Here is a 21278-nt window from a genome sequence, read left to right as displayed (position 1 = left end):
GCCTCGACCTCCATCGTCGCCTTGTCGGTCTCGATCTCGGCGATCACGTCGCCCGACTTCACCTGATCGCCCTTCTTGACGTGCCACTTGGCGAGCGTGCCCTCCTCCATGGTGGGCGACAGCGCCGGCATCAGGACGTCGGTCATGCCGCCGCTCCGCCCGCGGCATAGACGTCGGTGTAGAGCTCCTTCGGATCGGGCTCGGGGGAGGTGCGGGCGAACTCGGCGGCGTCGGCGACGATCTTCTTCGCCTCGGCGTCGACGCCCTTCAGCGTCGCCTCGTCGGCCCAGCCCTGCTTTTCCAAGAGCTCCTCGATGTGGTCGATGGGATCGCGGGTCTTGCGGACCTCGTCGACCTCCTCGCGGGTGCGGTACTTGGCCGGGTCGCTCATCGAGTGGCCGCGGTAGCGGTAGGTCTTCATCTCCAGGATATAGGGGCCGTTCCCCGAGCGGGCGTGCTCGGCCGCCTTGGCCGCGGCGGCCTTCACCGCCAGCACGTCCATGCCGTCCACCTCCTCGCCCGGGATGCGGAACGAGGCGCCGCGGCGGTAGAGGTGGGTCTCCGAGGACGACCGCTCGATGGAGGTGCCCATGGCGTACTGGTTGTTCTCGATGATGTAGACCACCGGCAGCCGCCAGAGCTCGGCCATGTTGAAGCTCTCGTAGACCTGCCCCTGGTTGGCCGCGCCGTCGCCGAAGAAGGTGAAGCTGACCTTGCCGTTGTCGCGGTACTTGTCGGCCAGCGCCAGCCCGGTTCCAAGGCTCGCCGGCACGCCCACGATGCCGTGGCCGCCGTAGAAATCGTGGTCGAGCGAGAACATGTGCATCGAGCCGCCCTTGCCGTGGGACGAGCCGCCCGAGCGGCCGGTGAGCTCGGCCATGACCTCCTTCGGATCCATCCCCGCCGCCAGCATGTGGCCGTGGTCGCGGTATCCGGTGATCACCTGATCCCCGGGCTGCTTGGCCGCCTGCACGCCGACCGCGATCGCCTCCTGGCCGATGTAGAGGTGGCAGAAGCCGCCGATCAGACCCATGCCGTAGAGCTGGCCCGCGCGCTCCTCGAAGCGGCGGATGAGCAGCATGTCCCGATAGTACCTGAGCAGCTCGTCCTTGCCGGCCTGGGCCTTGGAATCTGCGCCGTTGGCCTTACGCCCAGCGGCCGCGCCGGTCTGCCCGCGCGCCATGCGTCACTCCGTGGTCCGTCTGATGCGCCTAGAACCACCCAGAGGCGGCTATGGCTTCGTGCGGATCACATAATCCCTTGGGTCGGCGAAGCCTAGCAGGGAGCGCGCCCTTTCCTCCAGCAGATCGGCCGACAGGCTCTGGTCGCGCAGCAGGTGCGCGCGCTTCTCGAGGTCCTCCCGCTGCGCGCGCAGCCGCGCCAGCTCGCGCGTGCGCTCGACGAGCGCCTCGTCGCGCTGGCCGGACGAGAGCAGGCCCTGCTCGCCGGTGAAGGCGTTGGCGGCGAAGTAGAGGATGAGCAGCGTCAGCGCCGCGGTCGGCAGATAGGAGCGAAGGCGGCCCAGCACGGCGAATCCCCGGATCAACACCGAGAGATCGCGCCCGCGTGGTTAATGCGTCGTTTCCCTCCCTTGATGGGGAGGGACAGACCGCGAAGCGGTCAGGGTGGGGAAGTGCGGATCAAACTCTGAGGCGGGAGATTAGCCTAATTCCCCCACCCCGCCGTCGCTGCGCTCCGGCTGTCCCTCCCCATCAAGGGAGGGAACTATCGCTTCAGCGCCGCGCGGCCGAGGTAGATCGCCTGGTCGCCCAGCTCCTCTTCGATCCGCAGCAGCTGGTTGTACTTGGCCATGCGGTCGGAGCGGGAGAGCGACCCGGTCTTGATCTGCCCGCAGTTGGTCGCCACCGCCAGGTCGGCGATGGTGGAGTCCTCGGTCTCGCCCGAGCGGTGGCTCATCACCGCGGTGTAGGCGGCGCGGTGCGCCATATCGACCGCGTCCAGCGTCTCCGAGAGCGTGCCGATCTGGTTGACCTTGATCAGGATCGAGTTGGCCAGCCCCTTCTCGACGCCGATGGCGAGCCTGGCCGGGTTGGTCACGAAGATGTCGTCGCCGACCAGCTGGAGCTTGCCGCCCAGCTTGTCGGTCAGCAGCTTCCAGCCCTTGAAGTCGTCCTCCGCGCAGCCGTCCTCGATGCTGGCGATGGGGAATTTCGCGGCGAGGTCGGCCAGGTAGTCGACCATGCCGGCCGGATCGAGGCTCTTGCCCTCGCCCGCCATCACGTACTTGCCGCCCTTGAAGAACTCGGAGGCCGCCGCATCCAGGCCGAGGACGAAATCCTTGCCGGCCTTGTAGCCCGCGCCTTCGCCGGCCTTGACGATGAACGCCAGCGCCTCTTCCGCCGTCGACAAGTTCGGCGCGAAACCGCCTTCGTCGCCGACGTTGGTGTTGTGGCCGGCGGCCTTCAGCGCGGCCCTCAGCGCATGGAAGATCTCCGCGCCCATGCGCAGCGCCTCGGCGAAGCTCGCCGCCCCCGTCGGCAGAATCATGAACTCCTGGATGTCGATCGGATTGTCCGCGTGCGCCCCGCCGTTGATGATGTTCATCATCGGCACCGGCAGCACCCGCGCGGAGACCCCGCCCACGTACTTGTAGAGCGGCAGCGCCGCCGAGCTCGCCGCGGCCTTGGCGGCGGCCAGGCTGACGCCCAGGACCGCGTTGGCGCCCAGACGGGCCTTGTTCGGCGTGCCGTCGAGCTCGATCAAGAGCTTGTCGATCCGCCGCTGGTCCTCCGCATCGGAGCCGGAGAGCGTATCGTAGATCTCGCCGTTCACCGCATCGACGGCCTGGCTCACCCCCTTGCCGCCGTAGCGCTTTTTGTCCCCGTCGCGCTTCTCGACCGCTTCGTGCGCCCCGGTCGAGGCGCCCGAGGGCACGGCGGCGCGCCCCATCGAGCCGTCCTCCAGGATCACGTCGACCTCGACCGTGGGATTGCCGCGGGAATCCAGGATCTCGCGGGCGACGATGTCGACGATCTCGGTCATGGGCGTCCTCGGATTCGGGGCGGGCGAGCCTTAGCCAGCTTCACGGGCCGGAGCAACGCTCCCCTGCTCCGTCATCCCGGCCGACGCACAGCGGCGAGCCGGGACCCAGTCGGCTCCAAGGGCGTGGCGGCGCTGGATCCCGGATCGGCCTCGGCAGGCCGTCCGGGATGTCGGTAGGAGGCTTTGCTGCACGCCTAACCGCAGCCGTCCGTCCAGCCGATGGTCGCATCGCCGGCGTGGATGTCGCTGACCCGGCCCTTGGCGTCGGTCTCGTACATGATCCCGCGCTCGCCCTTCCTGGCCCACCAGGTGAGATAGTGCGCCGGCGGGTCGTCGTAGGCGTTGGGCTCGATCGTCAGGGCCTCGCCATAGGCGCGCCGCACGTCGGCCTCGCGCGAACCGACGTGCAGCCCCCGGTCGGTGAGCACGTCCGGTCGGCCCAGGATGGTGATGCTGCCCACCTTGCCGTCTGAGGTCATCACCATGAGATGCTCGTTCTGCGAGAAGAGCACGTGGCATTCCTCGTCGTCGGCCTGCTCGGTGCGCAGGTGGAAGCGGCGGACCGCCTCGGCTTCCGGCATCCCGACCCGCAGCGCCCCCCAGCCGTCGGCGGTCAGCACCGGGGCCTTGGCCGCGGCGGGCGTCAGGCTAAGGGAGGCGAAGAGCGCGAGGGGAAGCAGCCGCCATGCCATGGCTTGGAGGTTATTCCCGCAATGGCTGAGGAGTCTTGAGCTTGCCTTCTTACGCGAGAGAAGCCGAACGAGGTCTCGGAAGCTCTACTCTTCCTTCGGGGTCAGGACCTGGCGGCCCTTGTACATGCCGGTCTTGAGGTCGATGTGGTGCGGCCGCTTCAGCTCGCCCGTCTCCTTGTCCTCGACATAGGAGTTGGCGGCGAGCGCATGGTGCGAGCGCCGCATGTTGCGCCGCGACGGCGAGGTTTTGCGCTTGGGGACGGCCATTGGAAGATCTCGAAACCGTGACGGCGGCCAGTCCGGGCCGCCGATGTGAGCGCGGGTCTATGCCTGAAAGCCCTCGCGCGATCAAGGGGAGGCCATGGTCGCCGCTCAGGCGCTGAGGGTGCGCGAAAGCCGCTTCGGCGCGACGTGGGTCCAGGCCAGCCGCACAAGCCTCGCGAGCTCGGCCTCTTCGATCGCGGCCAGCCGCACACAGGTCCAGCCGTGATGGCCATAGGTCTCGGCGGGCTGCACCGCGCCCGGCAGGGCCGCCGCCATGTTCAGCTGGTCCTCGCGGTCGAGCTTCAGCACCGCGGTCCGATCGGCGTCGAGGCCCATGAACCCCTGCCCGCCCGGCGCGGAGAGCATGCCGAAGATGCGCTTCGCAACGCGGAACGCCGGCTTGCCGCGGTGGGTGTCCTCGTAGGCTCCCGGCAGGGCGAGCGCCAGCCGGCGGAGCTGCTCGGGGGCGCAACTCATCGCAGGAGCCTTTTCGGCGCCGCGCGCGCCCACGACATCCGCAGCATGAGCTCCAGGGCGTCCGGGGCGACCTCGTCCAGCCAGACGTAGCAGAAGCCATAGCGGCCGGCGGCGACCACGGCTTCGGGATGGGCTGCGGCCAGGTTCAGCTGGTCCTCCCGGTCGAGCGTCAGACTGACCACCGGCCGGGCGCCGGAGAGCGGCGCATAGAAGCCCTGGCCCGCGCCGGGACGCTCGGCGCCGAGGCTCGCGAAGATGCGCTTCTTCACTCGGAACGTCGGGCGGCCGCGGTGCGTGTCCTCGTAGGCCTCCGGCAGGGCCAGGGCGATCCGGCGCACGTCGGCGGGGGCGCAGCTCATCTGAGGAGCCGCTTCGGGGCGACCCTGGCCCAGGCGACGCGCATCAGCCCCGGCAGCCGCTCCGGATCCAGCTCCCGGTACCAGACGAAGGTCGAGCCCTTGCGGCCCCAGCTCCCCGGCACGGCCACGATCGCCTCGCCATCGGCCAGGTTCGCCTGATCCTCCGGATCGAGCTTCAGCATGATGCGCGGCTCCGGGTCGTGCAGCGTGCAGAAGATCCGCTTCGCCACCCGGAACGAGGCCATGTGAAAGTGCGGCTCCTCGTAGGCTTCCGGCAGCGCGAGCGCGCAGCGACGGATATCGTCGGCGGTCAGCATGGGGGGAAGCTTACCAGGGGCCGATTGACCCTGTCAGGCGATGCAAGCCAGTGTCGCGGCATGTCGCTCCGCACCTCCTACGTGGCTTTCCGCACCGCCGCCGACCCGCCGCTGACGGTGGCGGGCAGGCTGGAGACGATCCCGGACGGTGGCCGCACGCCGGCGGTGGTCATCTGCCACGGCTCGGATGGCGTCGACGGCCGCGGCGCGTTCCACGCCAAGGCGCTGAACGCCGCGGGGATCGCCACGCTGGAGGTCGACATGTGGGCGGCGCGGGGAAGCGCCCGGGGCGCGGCGGCGCGGCCCCGCAGCCCGCTCCAGACCCTGCCCGACGCCTTCGCCGCCAAGGCCTTCCTCGCGGCGCAGCCGGAGGTCGATCCGGCGCGCATCGGCATCATGGGCTTTTCCTGGGGCGGCGTCGTCACCCTGCTGGCCGCCACGCAGGCCGCCCAGCGCCTGAACGACGCGGCTCCGCCCTTTCGCGGCCACGTGGCGCTCTATCCGGTCTGCTGGGCTTACGGCGTCGTCCCCGGCCTCTCGCTCGATGCGCTGACCGGCGCGCCGGTGCTGATCCAGGCCGGTGACGCCGACGCCTATGACGATCCGGACGGCCTCGACCAGCTCCTCGCCCGTCTGCCGGACGCCAGCCGCAAGGCGATCCGCGGCGTCACCCACCCCGGCGCAGGCCACGGCTTCGACCGCGACGCGCCCGCCCAGACCATCGTCGATCCCTTCGCCCACAAGGGCCAAGGCGGCCCGGTCCTGATGGCCTTCCACCCCGAGGCGGCGGAGACCGCGCGCAAGCTTGCGGTGGAGTTCTTCCAAACCTCCCTCCCTTAATGGGGAGGGACGGACCGCCGAAGGCGGTCAGGGTGAGGACGTGTCGATGAACCTGTGAAGCTCGGGATGAACCTGATTTCCCCACCCTGCCGTCGCTGCGCTCCGGCATCCCTCCCCATTAAGGGAGGGACTCAAACCAACCTGCTCCGCTCCTTGGCGGCGCCGATGAAGCTGGCGAACAGGGGGTGCGGCTGGAAGGGGCGGCTCTTCAGCTCGGGATGGTACTGCACGCCGATGAACCAGGGATGGTCGGCGCGCTCGCAGAGCTCCGGCAGCACGCCGTCCGGCGACAGACCCGAGAAATGCAGGCCGGTCCCCTCGATGGCCTGCCGATAGCCGATGTTCACCTCGTAGCGGTGGCGATGGCGCTCGGAGATCGCGGTCGCGCCATAGATCTCGGCGACCTGGCTGCCGGGCTGCAGGACGGCCTCGTAGGCGCCGCAGCGCATGGTGCCGCCCAGCTCCCCGCCCTCGGCGCGCAGCTCCTTGTCGTTGCCCCGGGTCCACTCCGTCATCAGGCCGACGATCGGCTCCGAGGTGGGGCCGAACTCGCTTGAGGAGGCGTTGTGGATGCCGGCCAGGTTCCGCGCCGCCTCGATCATCGCCATCTGCATGCCGAAGCAGATGCCGAAGTACGGGATGCCGTGCTCGCGCGCGAAGCGCACCGCGCGGATCATCCCCTCCGAGCCGCGCTCCCCGAAGGCGCCGGGCACCAGAACGCCGTGCACGCCCGTCAGCCGCTCGCCGATCAGCTCCTCGTCCCGCTCGAAGGCCTCGCCCTCGATCCAGTCGAGGCGCACGCGCACGGTGTTGGCGAGCCCGCCGTGGATCAGCGCCTCGACGAGGGATTTGTAGGCGTCGGTGAGCCCGGTGTACTTGCCGACGATGGCGATCGTCACCTCGCCGTCGGGATGCTCGATGGTCTCGACGATCCCGCGCCAGCGGGAAAGGTCCGGCGCCGGAGCCTCGGAAAGGCCGAACACCTCCAGCACCTCGGCGTCGAGGCCCTGCGCGTGGTAGTCGAGCGGCACGGCGTAGATGTTGGCCGAGTCCAGGGCCTGGATGACGGCGCTGGAGCGCACGTTGCAGAACTGGGCGATCTTCCGCCGCTCGCTCTCCGGGATCGGGCTCTCGCAGCGGCAGAGCAGGATGTCCGGCTGGATGCCGATCGAGCGCAGCTCCTTGACCGAATGCTGGGTGGGCTTGGTCTTCATCTCGCCGGCCGTCTTGATGAACGGCAGCAGCGTCAGATGGATGAAGCAGGCGTGGTGGCGGGGCAGCTCCTGGCCGAGCTGGCGGATCGCCTCGAAGAACGGCAGGCCCTCGATATCCCCTACCGTGCCGCCCACCTCGACCAGCACGAAGTCCACGCCGGGCCCGGGGTCGGCCAGGACGAAATCCTTGATCTCCCCGGTGACGTGCGGGATCACCTGCACGGTCGCGCCGAGATAGTCGCCGCGCCGCTCCTTCTCGATGATCTTCTTGTAGATCTGGCCGGTGGTGATGTTGTCGTCGCGGGTGGCGTCGACGCCGGTGAAGCGCTCGTAGTGGCCGAGGTCGAGGTCGGTCTCCGCGCCGTCGTCGGTGACGAACACCTCCCCGTGCTGGTAGGGGCTCATGGTCCCCGGATCGACGTTCAGGTAGGGGTCCAGCTTGCGCAGCCGGACCTTGTAGCCGCGCGCCTGCAGGAGCGCGCCGAGGGCGGCGGATGCGAGACCTTTGCCAAGGGAAGAGACCACGCCGCCGGTGATGAAGATGTACCGGGCCATGGGCGTTCAGGTTAGCAGCGATTCGCCCCGGACGAGGCGCAAAACGCTCCCCTGTCCACCGGCTGGGCTCAGGGCTTGGCGGGCGCCGCCGGCGCCGGCGCGGTCTGAGGCGCGGGGGCCTCCCCGAGGAAGGGGTTGTGCACCGTCGGCGCGGGCGCCTGGAACGGCGCGGGCGCGGTCTGCGGCGCGCCGGGCTGCGGCTGGCCGGTCTGAGGCTGCGCGGGCTGCGGCCGCGGCAGCACCGCCGTCGGGTTGATCGGATCGATCTTCAGCCGGTCGACCACCGAGGAGGCGCCGCGCTCGCGGCCGGCGAGCAGGGTGAGCGTCAGCGCCAGCACGAAGAAGATGGTGGCCAGGATCCAGGTCATCCGGGTCATCAGGTCGCCCGCGCCGCGCGCCGTCACGAAGCCCGAGGGCCCGCCGCCGACGCCGAGCACCCCGCCCTCCGAGCGCTGCAGCAGCACCACGATCACCAGCAGCACGCTCACGATGATCTCGACGATGAGCAGCAGGTTCAGGAGCATGCGGCAAAGGTCCAGTGCGGTTCGGCGGACACACCCGTCCGAAATGAAGCGGGCGCTCTACCACCGGGTTGCGCCCAAGGCCATACCTAGGTCGTCGCAGCCCTTTGACAAGCCATGATTCTCGAGACCAAGCGCCTGGCCATCCTGGAGACCGATCGGCTGCGCCTGCGGCCGCTCGTGGAAGCCGATGCGGCCGATCTCCTCCCGCTGATGGATGACCCGGAGGTGATGGCCTACTGGGACTGCCCCGAGATCGACGACCCGGACCTGGTGGCCGAGATCGTCCGCGCCGAGCTGGCCGAGATGCGGGCGGGGCGCGCCGTCTACTGGTCGATCCGCACCCTGTCCGAAGGCGCCTTCGTCGGCTGCTGCGACCTCTCAGAGATCGACCGGCGCCACAAGCGGGCGGAGATCGGCTTCATGCTCGGCCGCGGCGCCTGGGGCGAGGGCTATGCGCTGGAGGCGACGCAGGCGGTGGTCGGCTTCGCCGCGGCGAGCGGGCTGCGCCGGCTGGCCGCCCGCACGCACGTCGGCAACCGGCGCTCGGAGGGGCTCCTCGCGCGGCTGGGCTTCCAGGAGGAGGGGATGCTTCGCGGCCACGTGCTCCGCGATGGCGAGCGCCGCGACTGCCGCCTCTTCGGTCTGCTGCTGTAGCTTCCTTTCCCGCGATAGCGGGAGAGGGGGACCATTCGGCCGAAGAGCCGATGGTGGAGAGGGTGAGCGAGCGCATGGCGCGTCGGACATCGACACTGATCGCGAAGCGCGCCCGCGCCTTCCGGAGGGCTCTGACCGAGCCGGAGGTCATGCTTTGGTCAAGGCTGAAGGGCCGAGGCCGAGGGCAGCCGATTTTCCGCCGCCAATTCGCCTACGAGTCGATGATCTTCGACTTCTACTGTCCGGCCGCGCGGCTGGCCATCGAAGTGGACGGCTCGACCCATTGGGATGACGAGAAACGGGCGAAAGACGCTGCGAGAGACGCCTGGTTGGCGGGTCGCGGCGTCAGCGTCTTCAGGATCGGCGCAGGGGAGATCTATCGAGACCCGAGCCGTGTCGCGGACGCGGTGATCCTGCGGGCGACCGCATTGGCGGATTCGCGATGCCCGCGCGGGCGGCCGGCCCTCTCCACCGCTCGCTCTGCGGCGAGCGGTCCCCCTCTCCCGCTGCGCGGGAAAGGACGCTAACCTAGCGGGCATGAATCCGATCGCCGTCCAGGGCTTCGACCACATCGTCCTGCGTGTGAAGGACAAGCCGAAGATGCTCGGCTTCTACCTCGACGTGCTTGGCCTTTCCCTGGATCGAGACCGCCCGGAGCTGGGCCTGACCCACATCCGCGCCGGCCGCCAGATGATCGATCTGGTCACCCTGGACGGCCCGCTCGGCAAGCTGGGCGGCGAAGCGCCTGGCCGCGAGGGCCGCAACCTCGACCACTTCGCCCTTCAGGTCCGCCCCTTCGACGCGGAGGCGATCCGCGCCCACCTCGCCGGCCATGGCGTCGAGGTGGTCGAGGAGGGCCAGCGCTACGGCGCCGACGGCACCGGCCATTCGCTCTACGTCCGCGATCCGGAAGGCAACATCGTGGAGCTGAAGGGGCCAAGCGCCTAGGCTTGCAGCGCACGCACGATGGCCAGGAAGTCGGCCGCCTTCAGCGAGGCGCCGCCGACCAGCGCGCCGCCCACCTGCGCCGCATGCAGGATCTCCGCGGCGTTCGACGGCTTCACCGAGCCGCCGTAGAGGATCGGGACGGCCTGCGCCGCCGGCCCGAACCGCTCCGCCAGGGTCGCGCGGATCGCCTGGTGCATCTCCTCGATCTCCGCCGTGGATGGCGTCAGCCCCGAGCCGATCGCCCAGACCGGCTCATAGGCGACCGAGAACGGCTGGCCGGTGAGTGCGGCCGGCAGCGAGCCGCGGACCTGGTCAGTGACGACCGGCGAGGCCTGGCCGGCGTTACGTTCCTCCAGCGTCTCGCCGACGCAGACGATCGGCTCCAGGCCCGCGCGCAGGGCGGCGGCGACCTTGCGGGCCACGATCTCGTCGGTCTCGCGGTGGCCGCTGCGGCGCTCCGAATGGCCCAGGATCACCAGCTTCGCGCCCACGTCGGCGAGCATCTGGGCGGAGACGTCGCCGGTGAAGGCGCCGGCGTCTTCCCAGTGGACGTCCTGGCCGCCCACCAGCACCCCGGATCCGGCCAGCATCTCGCTCATCTGGTGGATCAGGACGGCGGGCGGGCAGATCGCCACCCGCGCCGGGCTGCCGGCGGCGCCCTCGGCGATGGCGGCGGCCTCCACCAGCGAGGCGCGCAGGCCGTTCATCTTCCAATTGCCGGCGATCAGCGGCACAGGCGCGGTCATTTGGCCCCACTTCCAAGCCTCGCGCGCCGCGGTTAAGCCAAGCCGCGCGCGCTGTCACGCGCTTGCGGGCGCGCAAGGGCCTCCATATACCGGCCGCCACGTCCGCGCCGCGGAAAGGGATCTGATGTTCGCCGCTCTGCGCGCCTTCTCGAAGTCCTGGGTCGCCGCCATCCTCATGGGGCTGCTGATCGTCAGCTTCGGCGTGTGGGGCATCCGCGACGTGTTCCACGGCAGGATCAGCGGCGATGCAGTGATCATCGCGGGCTCGCGCACGGTGAGCGCCAGCGACTACCGCCGCGAGTTCGACCAGTTCAAGGGCCGGCTCGAGCAGCAGACCGGCCAGCAGATTCCCAACGACGTGGCCGCCGCGAACGGCCTCGACCGCGAGGTGCTCGAGGGGCTCGCCACCCGCGAGGCGTTCGCCGAGCTCCTTCGCAGGATCGGCATCGTCCCCTCCGACAAGCTGATCGCCCAGCAGATCGACAAGATTCCCGCCTTCTTCGATCCGGTCACCGGCCGGTTCGACAAGCGCGCCTATGCCCAGACCCTGGCCAGCAACGACTTTACTCCGCCGCGGTTCGAGGCCGAGATGCGCGACGACATCGCCCAGCAGCATCTGGGCACGGCGATCGTCGCCGGGCTGGTGGTGCCGCGCGCCTACACCGCCATGGCCGCGGTCTTCGAGCTGGAGGGCCGCGACGTGGCCTTCCTGGCGATCGACCCGAAGAGCGTGCCGCAGCCCCCCGCGCCCACCGACGCCCAGCTCACCACCCTGATGAAGGAGAACGCGGCCGGGCTCATGCGCCCCGAGTTCCGGCAGCTGACCGTCATCCGGGTCACGCCGCAGCAGTTCCTGGCCTCTGTCCCCGTCGCCCCGGCGGAGCTGCAGAAGCAGTACAATTTCCGCAAGGACACGCTCTCCAGGCCAGAGACCCGCACGATCGTGCAGATTCCGGCCAAGGACGTCGCTGTCGCCGGGCAGATCGCCGCCCGCCTCGCCACGGGCGAGGACCCCGCCGCCGTCGCCAAGGCCTTCGGCGTGGACGCGATCACCTACGCCGACAAGCCGCAGAGCGCGATTGCGGACAAGAACCTCGCCGCCGCGGCGTTCCAGATGAAGCCCGGCCAGGTGCAGACGGTGAAGGGCGAACTGGCGCTTGCCGTCGTGAAGGTGCTCTCGGTGACGCCCGGGCACGTCGTGACGCTCGATGAGGCGCGGCCCGCGCTGGAAGCCGAGGTGCGCAAGAACGCCGCCGCCGAGAAGGTCTACCAGCTCACCCAGGCCTACGACGACGCCCACCAGAAGGGCGCCAGCCTGCCCGAGGCGGCCCAGAAGGCGGGCATCGCGACCACCGCCGTCGGGCCGGTCTCCAAGCAGGGGCAGGACCCCCAGGGCAAGCCGGTTCCTGGCCTCGATCAGAAGCTGATGGAGGCCGCCTTCGCCCTGCCGGCCGGCGGCGAGAGCGAGCTGGAGGAGGACGGCTCGGGCGGCTACTTCGCGGTGCGGGTGGACAAGGTGATCCCCCCCGCCCTGCCGCCGATGGCCGAGATCCGGCCGAAGCTGGCGCAGGCGTGGACCGCGCGCGAGCTCGAATCCCGCCTCGCGGACAAGGCCGACGAGCTTGCCGCCCGCGTGCGCAAGGGCGAGAGCCTGGAGGCGGTCGCCGCCTCGTCCGGGGCCAAGGTCGTTCACGTCAACGGCCTGACCCGCGCCGCGGCCGGCCAGAACCAGGCGCTCTCGGGCGAGATCCAGGCCCGCGTCTTCGACTCCAAGCCGGGCGAGGTCTTCACCGCCCGCACCAATGGCGTCGGCTACGTGGTCGGCAAGCTCGAGGCGATCCACGCCGGCCAAGGCGCCAACCTGGCGCAGATGGCCGAGGCCGCCCGCGGCCAGATGACCACCGCCTACGTGCGCGAGGTCGAGGACGCCGCCCGGCGCGCCGCCCGCAGCGAGGTCAAGGTCACGCTCGATGCGGAGCGCGCCCGCGCCGCCCTGGGCCTCGAAGCGGCCGGCCAGGCCAAGCCTCAGCCCGCTCAATGATCCTGGAGCCCGGCTTTGCGGAGTTCGAGTCCCGCTACGACGCGGGCGCTCCGCAACTCGTCTGGACCCGGCTGATCGACGATCTCGAGACGCCGGTCTCGGCCTATCTGAAAATCGGCCACGGGCGCACCCACGCCTTCCTGTTCGAATCCGTCGAGGGCGGCGCCTGGCGCGGCCGCTACTCGATCATCACCCTGGAGCCCGACCTGGTCTGGCGCTGCCGCGGCGACCGCGCCGAGGTGGCGGAGGGCGAAGATATCGCCGCGGGCCGTTTCACGCCCCAGGCCGGCGGGGCGCTTGATTCGCTGCGCGACCTGCTGGCCGCCTCGCGCATCGACCTGCCGGAGGGCCTGCCGCCGATGGCCGCGGGCGTGTTCGGCGCGCTCGGCTACGACATGATCCGGCTGGTCGAGCGGCTGCCCGACGTGAACCCCGATCCGCTGGACCTGCCGGACGCGGTGCTCACCCGCCCCTCCATCGTCGCGGTGTTCGATTCCATCGGCCAGGAGATCCTGCTGGTCACCCCGGTGCGCCGGAGCCGCGCCTCGGCGCGCGACGCCTATGCGGCGGCCCAGGCCAGGCTGGCCGGCGTGATGACCGACCTGCAGCGGCCCGCCCCTCGCCTGCTCGGCAACGGCGAGCCGCAGCCCGACCGCTTCGTCACGCCCGTCGATCGCCAGGCCTATCGCGCCATCGTCGAGCGGGCGAAGGCCTACGTCCGCGCCGGCGACGTCTTCCAGGTGGTGCCGAGCCACCGGTTCCGCTCGCCCTTTGGCCGCGACCCCTTCTCCCTCTACCGCTCGCTGCGGCGGATGAACCCCTCGCCGTTCCTGTTCTACCTGAACTTCGGCGACTTCCAGCTCGCCGGCTCCTCGATCGAGATCCTGGTGCGGCTGCGCGACGGCAAGGTCACCATCCGTCCGGTCGCCGGAACCCGGCCGCGCGGCGCGACGCCGGCCGAGGACGCCGCCCTCGAGCAGGAGCTGATCCACGATCCCAAGGAGCGGGCCGAGCACCTGATGTTGCTGGACCTCGGCCGCAACGACGTGGGCCGGCTGACGATGCTGAAGGAGGCCGGCGCCAACCAGCCCGCGTCCCAGGGGCGCCGGCCGCCCCGCGTGCGCGTCACCGACAGCTTCTTCATCGAGCGCTACAGCCACGTCATGCACCTGGTCTCCAACGTCGAGGGCGATGCGCCGGAGGGCCTCGATCCCGTGGACGTGGTCATGGCGGCGCTGCCCGCCGGCACGCTCTCCGGCGCGCCCAAGGTCCGCGCCATGCAGATCATCGACGAGCTCGAGGTCGAGAAGCGCGGCATCGCCTACGCCGGCGCGGTCGGCTACTTCGGCTGCGACGGCTCGGTCGACACCTGCATCGTGCTGCGCACCGCCCTCTTCAAGGACGGGACCATGTACGTCCAGGCGGGCGGCGGCATCGTCGCCGACAGCGATCCCGACGCCGAGTACGACGAGACCCTGCACAAGGCCCGCGCGCTGCGCCGCGCCGCCGAGGAAAGCTGGCGCTTCGTCTAGGGCATCAGGCGCGACGCGGCCTTCATCTGAAATCCGCAGAAGACGTTCGGCTGTTGGGAACCACGAAAGACACCAAAATCACGAAAGTCAGCCGAGACGCTCGGGCTCGCCATGATCAAGCGCGCCGCAGGGCGCGCTCCTTCCACCTTGGAACGACGTCTCAGGGCTATACCTTCCGCGTCCTTCGGCGTTTTCCGCGGTTCCTCCTTCTTTCGTGTTCTTCGTGTGTTTGGTGGTCCTCTTTAGGGCCCCGGCTTCAGCACGTGCTCGGAAATCACCGGAGGGGCCAGGATCATGGCCGTGGCGAAGGCGAGTGCGGAGAGCGCCAGCAGGCCCGCCGCCGCGAGCACCGGCCAAATCCGCTCGCGCGGCTTGGGCGCGGCGAGCAGCGCGCGGGCGCGGTCCATGGCCGCGGGATCGAGGGCCGATTCGGTGAACGACATCGCCGAGCCAGCATCACGGGAGTCGGCGCGGACGCCAATCGGCCCGCTTGGCGGAATGCGCAGCACGGCCTAGATGTGCCGGCATGATCCTGGTGATCGATAACTACGACAGCTTCACCTACAACCTCGTCCATTACCTGAACGAGCTGGGGGCGGAGACGCGCGTGGTCCGCAACGACGCGATCACCGTCGAGGCGGCGCTCGGGCTGCGGCCCGAGGCGCTGCTGCTGTCGCCCGGCCCCTGCACCCCGAACGAAGCCGGCGTCTGCCTGTCGCTGCTGCGCGCGGCGCCGGCCGACCTGCCGGTGCTCGGCGTCTGCCTCGGCCACCAGGCGATCGGCCAGGCCTACGGCGGAGCGGTGGTCCACGCCCGGGCGCTGATGCACGGCAAGATCAGCCCCATCCACCACACCGGCCAAGGCGTGTTCCGCGGCCTGAAGAGCCCGTTCAACGCCACGCGCTACCACAGCCTGTCGGTCCGCCGCGAGGACCTGCCGGGCGACCTCGAGGTCACCGCCTGGACCGACGACGGCGAGGTCATGGGCGTGCAGCACCGGTCCCGCCCGGTGCACGGCGTGCAGTTCCACCCGGAGTCGATCGCCACCGAGTGCGGCCACCAGCTGCTGGCCAACTTCCTCGAGATCGCCGGCGTGAGGCCGCTCGCCGAGGCCTGAGCCATGTCCGACGCCTTCAAGCCGCTGCTCTCGCGCCTGGCGGACGGCGCGACCCTGTCCGAGGCGGACGCGGGGACTTTCTTCGACGCCTGCCTGCGCGGCGAACCGACGCCCGCCCAGGTGGCCGCGGCGCTGACCGCGATGCGGATGCGCGGCGAGACGGTGGGCGAGATCACCGCCTGCGCCCGCGCCATGCGCAAGGCCGCGGTGACGCTGGAGCATCCGTTCGAGGTGATCGACGTCTGCGGCACCGGCGGCGACGGGCTGCACACGCTGAACATCTCGACCGCCGTGGCCTTCGTGGCGGCCGGCGGCGGCCTGAAGGTGGCCAAGCACGGCAACCGGGCGCTGTCCTCCAAGTCGGGCGGCGCCGACGTGCTGACGGAGCTCGGCGTCGACATCGCGGCCCCGGCCGACCGGCAGCTCAGGGCGCTGGACGAGGCCGGCATCTGCTTCCTGTTCGCCCCCGCCCACCACGGCGCCATGCGCCACGTGACGCCGATCCGCGCCGAGCTCGGCTTCCGCACGGTGTTCAACCTGCTGGGGCCGCTCGCCAATCCGGCCAAGGCCCGGCGGCAGCTCCTGGGGGTGTTCGACACCCGCTGGGTCGAGCCGCTCGCCCGGGTGCTGGGCGCGCTGGGCGCCGAGCGGGCCTGGACCGTCCACGGCCAGGGCATGGACGAGATCACCACCACAGGGGAGACCCAGGTCGCCGAATGGCGCGAGGGCCCAAATGGCGAGGGCCAGGTGCGGCTGTTCCGCATCACCCCGGAGGCCGTGGGCCTGCCGCGCGCCTCGCTCGCCGAGCTCACCGGGGGCAGCCCGAAGGAGAACGCCGCAGCCCTGCGCGACCTCCTGGCCGGCGCCAAGGGCCCGTATCGCGACATCGTGCTGATCAATGCGGCCGCCGCCTTCCTGGTCGCCGACAAGGTCGAGACCCTGCGCGAGGGCGTGGAGCTGGCCGGCCGCGTCATCGACGACGGCCGCGCCGCCCAGGCGCTGGCCCGCCTCGCCGCCATCGCGCCGGCCCCCGAGCCCGCATGAGCAATGATCTGCCCAGATGCTCCCCCCCAGGGGGAGCTGTCCCGAAGGGACTGAGGGGGTTGAAGGGTTCGTCCCTCGCCGGCTGCGAACTGCAACCCCCTCCGGCGCTTCGCGCCACCTCCCCCTCTTCGCGCTGCGCGCTGGGGGAGGATCGGTGAGCGACATCCTCGCCAGGATCGCGGCCTACAAGCGCGAGGAGGTCGCCGCCCGCAAGGCCGCGCGCCCGCCGGCCGAGATCGAGGCCGCCGCCCGCGTCGCGGGTCCGCCGCGCGGCTTCCGCGCCGCGCTGGCGCGCGCCCACGCGCCGGGCCGCCTGGCGCTGATCGCCGAGATCAAGAAGGCCTCGCCGTCCAAGGGGCTGATCCGCGCCGACTTCGATCCGCCGGCGCTGGCCCGGGCCTACGAGGCGGGCGGCGCGGCCTGCCTCTCGGTGCTGACGGACGAGCCGAGCTTCCAGGGCGCCGACGCCTATCTCGCGGCCGCGCGAGAGGCCGCCGCCCTGCCCTGCCTTCGCAAGGAGTTCCTGCTCGATCCCTGGCAGGTCGCCGAGAGCCGCGCGCTGGGCGCCGACGCGATCCTGGTCATCCTGGCGATGGTCGACGACGCGCTGGCGGCCGAGCTCATGGCGACGGCCCGCGCCTGGGACATGGACGTGCTGGTCGAGGTCCACGACGCCCCCGAGATGGCCCGGGCCGCCGCCCTGGGCGCCGGCATGGTGGGCGTCAACAACCGCGACCTTCGGACGTTTGCGACCGACCTCGCCGTGACCGAGCGGTTGGCGCGGCTCGCGCCCAGGGGCGCCCTGGTGGTCACCGAAAGCGGCATCTTCACGCCCGCCGACGCCGCGCGCCTCGAGCGGGCTGGCGCCGGCGCCATGCTGGTCGGCGAAAGCCTGATGCGCCAGGCCGACGTGGCGGCCGCGACGCGGGCCTTGCTGGCCGCCTGAGCGAGTCGGCGGCGCCGGCTTCGCCACGGAAAAATTCCGCTGATTATTCAACCGCAAGCCTGGTAACTTGACATTAATTCGGAACACCTAGAGAACATTCATTGACGTTTGCGCTTTGTTCTCGAAGCGCTACAACAAGGGTTCCGAAGGGTCGCCGCCATGCTCACCCGCAAGCAGCACGAATTGCTCATGTTCATCCATGAGCGGATCAAGGAGACCGGGGTCTCCCCCTCCTTCGACGAAATGAAGGATGCGCTGGGCCTCGCCTCGAAGTCGGGCATCCACCGGCTGATCACCGCGCTGGAGGAGCGCGGCTTCCTGCGCCGCCTGCCGCACCGCGCCCGCGCGCTGGAGGTGATCAAGCTGCCCGCGCAGGCGACCGCGGCCGCGCCGCCCAAGGGCCGCGCGCCGTTCAAGCCGCAGCTCGTCGACGTGGGCGCCGATGCGCCGGGCGCGGCCAACGACACGCGCGACCTGCCGGTGCTCGGCCGCATCGCGGCGGGCACGCCGATCGAAGCCATCCAGCAGGAGCGCGATCGCCTGCCGGTGCCCGAAACCCTGCTCGGCGCCGGCGAGCACTTCGTGCTGGAGATCCAGGGCGACTCGATGGTGGGCGCGGGCATCCTGGACGGTGACTTCGTGGTCATCCGCCGCACCAACACCGCCCAGTCCGGCGAGATCGTCGTGGCCCTGGTGAACGGCGAGGAGGCCACCCTCAAGCGGCTCCGCAAGAAGGGCGCCTCGATCGCGCTCGAGGCCGCCAATCCGGCCTACGAGACCCGCATCTTCGGTCCCGACCAGGTCGCCGTGCAGGGCAAGCTCGTGGGGCTCATCCGCCGCTATCACTGAGGGCGGGCCTCACGAAGAGTTGGCGATGGCGGGCGGCTCGCCGGTCGGCTGCGAGGCCGGCTCATCCGGCGTGCAACGGGGATGCCGCGGGAAGCCGCCCAGGGCGGCCTTCATGTCGCCGATGAGCTTTTCGAGGTGCGCCTCGACGGGGGTTTCGGCGAAGCCGTCGATGGCGGAGGCGAGCTCCACCCATTCCCCGATGGCGGCGAAGGTCTCGTCCAGCTCCTCGTCGGTCTCCTCGCTGCCGTCGTCCGGGTCGACCTCGTCGTAGACCAGGCGCATGGCGCGGCGCTGCACCGCCTCCTTCGCGGCCTCGATCTTGAGCTCCCTGGCGGCCTGCTCGGCGGCTTCCGCGGCCTTCGCCCGCTCGCGGGCGGCGCGCTCGGCCTCGATCTGATCGCGCTCGAGCCTGGCCTCGAGGAAGACGGTCTGGCGCAGCCCGCGCGTCACCTGGTGGAAGGCCTTGGCGAGCTTCGCCTTGTTGTCTTCGTCCGACGAGGAGACGACCGCGTCCGCCAGGTCCTCGGCGACCGCCAGCAGGAGCTGCTGCACGCGCTGCAGCACCGCCTCCCGTCTCGCCGCCTTCCCAGGATCCAAGGACATGAACAGAAGTAGAACACGGAAGCCGCGGATCGCCAAAGATTTCCGCTTTTTTTTGCAGACGCGAGGCAGAACGGGCGCCGTCGCCAGGCCCCTCCGGCGGCCCTCCAACCCCTGAACCGACATCCAATGAGTCAGCTGAGGGTGGAAAGCGGCATTCCGTTTCCATGGGCAACGGTAGAACGGGCGCGTCGCTGGCGACTTCGATCAATTAGGCGTCACGCAATCATTCGGCCCGCCGCGGCATTTATTGCTCCTCGGCGGCCGCGATGACGTGACCGAGATTGCGCGCCTGGTGGCGCTCTCGCAGCGCGGCCACGACGGCTTGGGTGCGGCTCGTCACGCCAAGCTTGTCATAGATACAACTCAGATGATTGCGCACCGTCTTGTCGGCGATGCTGAGGCGCGCCGCTATGTTGGCGTTGCTGAGTCCTTGGGAAAGACAGTCGAGCACCTGGCGCTCGCGCCATGTCAGGTTTGTCGAGCATTTCGCAGTGCGTCCGGCCGCGCCCATGAAGCGCGTCATCTCCGTGATCAACCCCGCCAGGCTTCCATTGCCGGCCCGCGGCACGTGGCTGCGACCGGCAAACTCCACGTAGGTGGCGCCGGGGATGGCTTCCGCCAAAGCCCGGCCCAGCGACGTCGGCGCAAGCTGGTCGCCGGTGTTATGGGCCACAAGGGTGGGAACCACGATCCGGCCGAGGAGCGGGCGCACGTCCATGACCTTCCAGCCCTGGAGGAAATTGACCGCGTCCGCGGGACCCGCGCAGCGGGAGCGGAAGGAATCGTACCAGGCTATCTCCTCGGCGGTCGCGTCGCCCAGCACGCCGGCGTTTAACCACATGTGGAACGGAGACTTGCGAGCTGACCATACGGCGCCGGTCGCTTCGATCATCGCTTCGAAGTACGAACGCAGGGCCGCGCTGCGCGAGAGGCCGGGCCCGTGGGGCTGGGCCCCATGCACCATCAGGCGCGACACCCGCTCAGGATTCTCCGCGGCGTAGGCGATGGCGGCGGCCGCGCCCTGGGACATTCCGAAAAGCGCGACGGGTCCACGGGGCTGCGCCGCGTCGACGACAGCGGCCAGGTCCTCGCGCCAGGCGTCAAGCGATTGACGCGACACCCCACGGTTGCTCGACCCGTACCCCCGGCTGTCGTAGCGCACCACCCGAAAGTGGCGGTTCAATTCACGGAGCAAGGGGGCTCGAAACGGGTTCTCGGCGTCTTCGACGATGCTGGTGTAGTTGTTGGGCGCCCAGATCAAGGTCGAAGCCCCTTCGCCGCTGGCGGACCAGGCAATCCGGACACCGTCGCTGGACGTGGCGTAGCAAAGTCTCTGCGAGCTCACAGCAGGCTCCTTACGCGGGATCTGGGACAAATGTCCTGGGTCACAGTGCCCCCCGGCCGTCCCACGGGCAAGACCCGCATCCGCATCGGGACAATCCGCCGATTGTGGAGGCCAGCGGGCGCATGGGAGCCTTGTGGTCTAGCGAGGACCCCATGCAACACGACGTTTCGCCTGACCATATCCTGCAGATCGGCTTTGGCTTTTGGGCGTCCAAGACGCTGTTGAGCGCGGTCGAGCTGGAGCTCTTTTCGCGGTTGGCTGATGAACCGAAAACGGCCCCGGAACTGCAGGCGGCCCTGGGACTGCATCCGCGGGGAACCTATGACTTTCTCGACACCCTCGTCGCCCTGGGATTGCTGGAGAGAGATGGCGCCGGCGACACCGGCAGGTACCGGAACACGCCCTCGACCGCCGTATTCCTCGACAAGGCGAGCCCGCAGTACATCGGCGGAATTCTCGAGATGGCGAACGCGCGCCTGTACCGGTTCTGGGCGGATCTGACTCCGGCCTTGAAGACCGGACAGCCTCAGAACGAGATCAAGGAAACCGGCGAGTCGATGTTCGCAGCGCTCTATGCGGACCCCGCGCGCCTGGAGCAGTTCATGGACGCGATGAGCGGTATCTCCATGGGCAACTTCATGGCCTTCGCCGAGAAGTTCGATTTTTCCAAGTACAGAACGCTGGCGGACATTGGCGGCGCCACCGGGCAGCTTTCGGCCATCGTCGCCTCGCGGCATCCGCACATGCTATGCCGGACCTGCGATCTCCCCGCTGTGCAACCGATCGCCGAAAGGCGCGCGCGGGCGCCTGACCTTGGTGGCCGGGTGACAGCCGATACGATCGACTTCTTCGCGGACGAGTTTCCCAAGGCAGATATCATCACGATGGGAATGATCCTCCACGACTGGAATCTGGAGGAAAAGAAGACCCTTATCGCCAAGGCCTACCGTGCGTTGCCGGTCGGGGGAGCGCTGGTGGCCATCGAGAACATAATCGACGATGAGCGCCGGCAAAACGGCTTCGGACTTATGATGTCTCTGAACATGCTCATCGAATTCGGGGCAGCGTTCGACTTCACCGGCGCGCAGTTCACCGATTGGTGCAAAGAGGCAGGGTTCAGCCGCTGCGAGATCATTCCCCTCGCAGGACCCGCAAGCGCAGCGGTGGCCTACAAATAGGTTGGCCCCTGACGCCGACATCCGGACGCG

Annotated in this window: 26 protein-coding genes; 11 read left to right on the top strand and 15 right to left on the bottom strand. The window is 69.9% G+C overall.

Annotated features, from left to right (window positions below):
* The 9 genes from VLI41_RS03140 to VLI41_RS03100 all read right to left on the bottom strand — a co-directional run.
* On the bottom strand, positions 1-146 hold a 146-nt coding region (locus VLI41_RS03140; RefSeq protein ID WP_297697263.1), incomplete at its 3' end, for a biotin/lipoyl-containing protein.
* Complete coding sequence (gene pdhA, locus VLI41_RS03135; RefSeq protein WP_325266598.1) at positions 143-1183, bottom strand: pyruvate dehydrogenase (acetyl-transferring) E1 component subunit alpha; 1041 nt, start codon at positions 1181-1183, stop codon at positions 143-145. The genes pdhA and VLI41_RS03140, both read right to left, overlap by 4 nt.
* A 48-nt stretch (positions 1184-1231) precedes the next feature.
* Complete coding sequence (locus VLI41_RS03130; RefSeq protein WP_325266597.1) at positions 1232-1528, bottom strand: FtsB family cell division protein; 297 nt, start codon at positions 1526-1528, stop codon at positions 1232-1234.
* Between the two features lie 197 nt (positions 1529-1725).
* On the bottom strand, positions 1726-3003 hold the full coding sequence (eno, locus tag VLI41_RS03125; protein WP_325266596.1) for a phosphopyruvate hydratase: 1278 nt from the start codon (positions 3001-3003) through the stop codon (positions 1726-1728).
* Between the two features lie 194 nt (positions 3004-3197).
* The gene (locus VLI41_RS03120; protein ID WP_325266595.1) at positions 3198-3695 is read right to left on the bottom strand and encodes a hypothetical protein; all 498 of its coding nucleotides are present in this window, start codon (positions 3693-3695) and stop codon (positions 3198-3200) included.
* 84 nt (positions 3696-3779) lie between these two features.
* Entirely contained in the window at positions 3780-3962 is a 183-nt protein-coding gene (rpmF, locus tag VLI41_RS03115) for a 50S ribosomal protein L32 (RefSeq protein ID WP_297697260.1), read from the bottom strand.
* A gap of 105 nt (positions 3963-4067) precedes the next feature.
* Positions 4068-4436: an MmcQ/YjbR family DNA-binding protein gene (locus tag VLI41_RS03110; RefSeq protein ID WP_325266594.1), complete on the bottom strand. Its 369-nt coding sequence runs from the start codon at positions 4434-4436 to the stop codon at positions 4068-4070.
* On the bottom strand, positions 4433-4795 hold the full coding sequence (locus tag VLI41_RS03105; RefSeq protein ID WP_325266593.1) for an MmcQ/YjbR family DNA-binding protein: 363 nt from the start codon (positions 4793-4795) through the stop codon (positions 4433-4435). The genes VLI41_RS03110 and VLI41_RS03105 overlap by 4 nt, the downstream gene beginning before the upstream one ends.
* Positions 4792-5112, bottom strand: coding sequence for an MmcQ/YjbR family DNA-binding protein (locus VLI41_RS03100; protein WP_325266592.1), 321 nt, complete (start codon positions 5110-5112; stop codon positions 4792-4794). The genes VLI41_RS03105 and VLI41_RS03100 overlap by 4 nt, the downstream gene beginning before the upstream one ends.
* Positions 5113-5172: 60 nt before the next feature.
* Here VLI41_RS03100 and VLI41_RS03095 point away from each other — a divergent pair, with 60 nt between their 5' ends.
* The gene (locus tag VLI41_RS03095; RefSeq protein ID WP_325266591.1) at positions 5173-5952 is read left to right on the top strand and encodes a dienelactone hydrolase family protein; all 780 of its coding nucleotides are present in this window, start codon (positions 5173-5175) and stop codon (positions 5950-5952) included.
* 131 nt (positions 5953-6083) lie between these two features.
* Here the strand turns inward: VLI41_RS03095 and VLI41_RS03090 are convergent, their stop codons facing one another.
* Both VLI41_RS03090 and secG read right to left on the bottom strand, forming a co-directional pair.
* Complete coding sequence (locus tag VLI41_RS03090; RefSeq protein WP_325266590.1) at positions 6084-7721, bottom strand: CTP synthase; 1638 nt, start codon at positions 7719-7721, stop codon at positions 6084-6086.
* Positions 7722-7789: 68 nt separating this feature from the next.
* The gene (gene secG / locus VLI41_RS03085) at positions 7790-8245 is read right to left on the bottom strand and encodes a preprotein translocase subunit SecG (protein WP_325266589.1); all 456 of its coding nucleotides are present in this window, start codon (positions 8243-8245) and stop codon (positions 7790-7792) included.
* 114 nt (positions 8246-8359) lie between these two features.
* Between secG and VLI41_RS03080 the strand changes: the two genes are divergently transcribed.
* The 3 genes from VLI41_RS03080 (at position 8360) to VLI41_RS03070 (ending at position 9847) form a co-directional block, all read left to right on the top strand.
* Positions 8360-8899 carry a GNAT family protein gene (locus VLI41_RS03080; protein ID WP_325266588.1) on the top strand — a complete coding sequence of 180 codons (540 nt, stop codon included), beginning with the start codon at positions 8360-8362 and terminating at the stop codon, positions 8897-8899.
* A 62-nt stretch (positions 8900-8961) separates the two neighbouring features.
* Complete coding sequence (locus tag VLI41_RS03075) at positions 8962-9426, top strand: endonuclease domain-containing protein (protein WP_325266587.1); 465 nt, start codon at positions 8962-8964, stop codon at positions 9424-9426.
* Positions 9427-9436: 10 nt separating this feature from the next.
* Positions 9437-9847 (top strand): VOC family protein, encoded by a 411-nt coding sequence (locus tag VLI41_RS03070; protein WP_325266586.1) that lies wholly within the window; start codon positions 9437-9439, stop codon positions 9845-9847.
* Here the strand turns inward: VLI41_RS03070 and tpiA are convergent.
* Entirely contained in the window at positions 9844-10593 is a 750-nt protein-coding gene (tpiA, locus tag VLI41_RS03065; protein ID WP_325266585.1) for a triose-phosphate isomerase, read from the bottom strand. The two genes, VLI41_RS03070 and tpiA, sit on opposite strands and share 4 nt — an antisense overlap.
* A gap of 124 nt (positions 10594-10717) precedes the next feature.
* Here tpiA and VLI41_RS03060 point away from each other — a divergent pair, with 124 nt between their 5' ends.
* Both VLI41_RS03060 and trpE read left to right on the top strand, forming a co-directional pair.
* Positions 10718-12634, top strand: a complete 1917-nt coding sequence (locus VLI41_RS03060; RefSeq protein WP_325266584.1) for a peptidylprolyl isomerase — start codon at positions 10718-10720, stop codon at positions 12632-12634.
* The gene (trpE, locus tag VLI41_RS03055) at positions 12631-14166 is read left to right on the top strand and encodes an anthranilate synthase component I (protein ID WP_325266583.1); all 1536 of its coding nucleotides are present in this window, start codon (positions 12631-12633) and stop codon (positions 14164-14166) included. The genes VLI41_RS03060 and trpE overlap by 4 nt, the downstream gene beginning before the upstream one ends.
* Positions 14167-14408: 242 nt before the next feature.
* Here trpE and VLI41_RS03050 read toward each other — a convergent pair whose 3' ends face one another.
* Positions 14409-14609, bottom strand: a complete 201-nt coding sequence (locus VLI41_RS03050; protein WP_325266582.1) for a hypothetical protein — start codon at positions 14607-14609, stop codon at positions 14409-14411.
* 83 nt (positions 14610-14692) lie between these two features.
* Between VLI41_RS03050 and VLI41_RS03045 the strand changes: the two genes are divergently transcribed.
* The 4 genes from VLI41_RS03045 to lexA all read left to right on the top strand — a co-directional run bounded on the left by VLI41_RS03045 (position 14693) and on the right by lexA (position 18122).
* Positions 14693-15283, top strand: coding sequence for an aminodeoxychorismate/anthranilate synthase component II (locus VLI41_RS03045; RefSeq protein ID WP_325266581.1), 591 nt, complete (start codon positions 14693-14695; stop codon positions 15281-15283).
* Between the two features lie 3 nt (positions 15284-15286).
* On the top strand, positions 15287-16327 hold the full coding sequence (gene trpD, locus VLI41_RS03040) for an anthranilate phosphoribosyltransferase (RefSeq protein WP_325266580.1): 1041 nt from the start codon (positions 15287-15289) through the stop codon (positions 16325-16327).
* 154 nt (positions 16328-16481) lie between these two features.
* Positions 16482-17273 (top strand): indole-3-glycerol phosphate synthase TrpC, encoded by a 792-nt coding sequence (gene trpC, locus VLI41_RS03035; protein ID WP_325266579.1) that lies wholly within the window; start codon positions 16482-16484, stop codon positions 17271-17273.
* A 159-nt stretch (positions 17274-17432) separates the two neighbouring features.
* Positions 17433-18122, top strand: coding sequence for a transcriptional repressor LexA (gene lexA / locus VLI41_RS03030; protein ID WP_325266578.1), 690 nt, complete (start codon positions 17433-17435; stop codon positions 18120-18122).
* A gap of 9 nt (positions 18123-18131) precedes the next feature.
* On the opposite strand, the gene VLI41_RS03025 is transcribed toward lexA, so the two are convergent.
* The gene (locus VLI41_RS03025) at positions 18132-18686 is read right to left on the bottom strand and encodes a hypothetical protein (RefSeq protein WP_325266577.1); all 555 of its coding nucleotides are present in this window, start codon (positions 18684-18686) and stop codon (positions 18132-18134) included.
* A 283-nt stretch (positions 18687-18969) separates the two neighbouring features.
* Positions 18970-20070 (bottom strand): alpha/beta fold hydrolase, encoded by a 1101-nt coding sequence (locus VLI41_RS03020; RefSeq protein ID WP_325266576.1) that lies wholly within the window; start codon positions 20068-20070, stop codon positions 18970-18972.
* Positions 20071-20222: 152 nt separating this feature from the next.
* Between VLI41_RS03020 and VLI41_RS03015 the strand changes: the two genes are divergently transcribed.
* Complete coding sequence (locus tag VLI41_RS03015; RefSeq protein ID WP_325266575.1) at positions 20223-21248, top strand: class I SAM-dependent methyltransferase; 1026 nt, start codon at positions 20223-20225, stop codon at positions 21246-21248.
* Positions 21249-21278: the final 30 nt, after the last annotated feature.

The organism is Phenylobacterium sp., assembly GCF_035475775.1.
Classification (GTDB): domain Bacteria; phylum Pseudomonadota; class Alphaproteobacteria; order Caulobacterales; family Caulobacteraceae; genus Phenylobacterium.
This window is presented reverse-complemented; position numbering and strand designations above follow the sequence as displayed.

Coding starts and splice junctions, on each gene's coding strand:
- trpE (WP_325266583.1), top strand. CDS start 12,631: ATGATCCTGGAGCCCGGCTTTGCGGAGTTCGAGTCCCGCTACGACGCG.
- VLI41_RS03060 (WP_325266584.1), top strand. CDS start 10,718: ATGTTCGCCGCTCTGCGCGCCTTCTCGAAGTCCTGGGTCGCCGCCATC.
- VLI41_RS03015 (WP_325266575.1), top strand. CDS start 20,223: ATGCAACACGACGTTTCGCCTGACCATATCCTGCAGATCGGCTTTGGC.
- VLI41_RS03095 (WP_325266591.1), top strand. CDS start 5,173: ATGTCGCTCCGCACCTCCTACGTGGCTTTCCGCACCGCCGCCGACCCG.
- VLI41_RS03045 (WP_325266581.1), top strand. CDS start 14,693: ATGATCCTGGTGATCGATAACTACGACAGCTTCACCTACAACCTCGTC.
- VLI41_RS03070 (WP_325266586.1), top strand. CDS start 9,437: ATGAATCCGATCGCCGTCCAGGGCTTCGACCACATCGTCCTGCGTGTG.
- VLI41_RS03100 (WP_325266592.1), bottom strand. CDS start 5,112: ATGCTGACCGCCGACGATATCCGTCGCTGCGCGCTCGCGCTGCCGGAA.
- rpmF (WP_297697260.1), bottom strand. CDS start 3,962: ATGGCCGTCCCCAAGCGCAAAACCTCGCCGTCGCGGCGCAACATGCGG.
- VLI41_RS03050 (WP_325266582.1), bottom strand. CDS start 14,609: ATGTCGTTCACCGAATCGGCCCTCGATCCCGCGGCCATGGACCGCGCC.
- secG (WP_325266589.1), bottom strand. CDS start 8,245: ATGCTCCTGAACCTGCTGCTCATCGTCGAGATCATCGTGAGCGTGCTG.
- VLI41_RS03080 (WP_325266588.1), top strand. CDS start 8,360: ATGATTCTCGAGACCAAGCGCCTGGCCATCCTGGAGACCGATCGGCTG.
- VLI41_RS03090 (WP_325266590.1), bottom strand. CDS start 7,721: ATGGCCCGGTACATCTTCATCACCGGCGGCGTGGTCTCTTCCCTTGGC.
- tpiA (WP_325266585.1), bottom strand. CDS start 10,593: ATGACCGCGCCTGTGCCGCTGATCGCCGGCAATTGGAAGATGAACGGC.
- VLI41_RS03110 (WP_325266594.1), bottom strand. CDS start 4,436: ATGAGTTGCGCCCCCGAGCAGCTCCGCCGGCTGGCGCTCGCCCTGCCG.
- pdhA (WP_325266598.1), bottom strand. CDS start 1,183: ATGGCGCGCGGGCAGACCGGCGCGGCCGCTGGGCGTAAGGCCAACGGC.
- VLI41_RS03120 (WP_325266595.1), bottom strand. CDS start 3,695: ATGGCATGGCGGCTGCTTCCCCTCGCGCTCTTCGCCTCCCTTAGCCTG.
- lexA (WP_325266578.1), top strand. CDS start 17,433: ATGCTCACCCGCAAGCAGCACGAATTGCTCATGTTCATCCATGAGCGG.
- trpD (WP_325266580.1), top strand. CDS start 15,287: ATGTCCGACGCCTTCAAGCCGCTGCTCTCGCGCCTGGCGGACGGCGCG.
- eno (WP_325266596.1), bottom strand. CDS start 3,003: ATGACCGAGATCGTCGACATCGTCGCCCGCGAGATCCTGGATTCCCGC.
- VLI41_RS03105 (WP_325266593.1), bottom strand. CDS start 4,795: ATGAGCTGCGCCCCCGCCGACGTGCGCCGGATCGCCCTGGCCCTGCCG.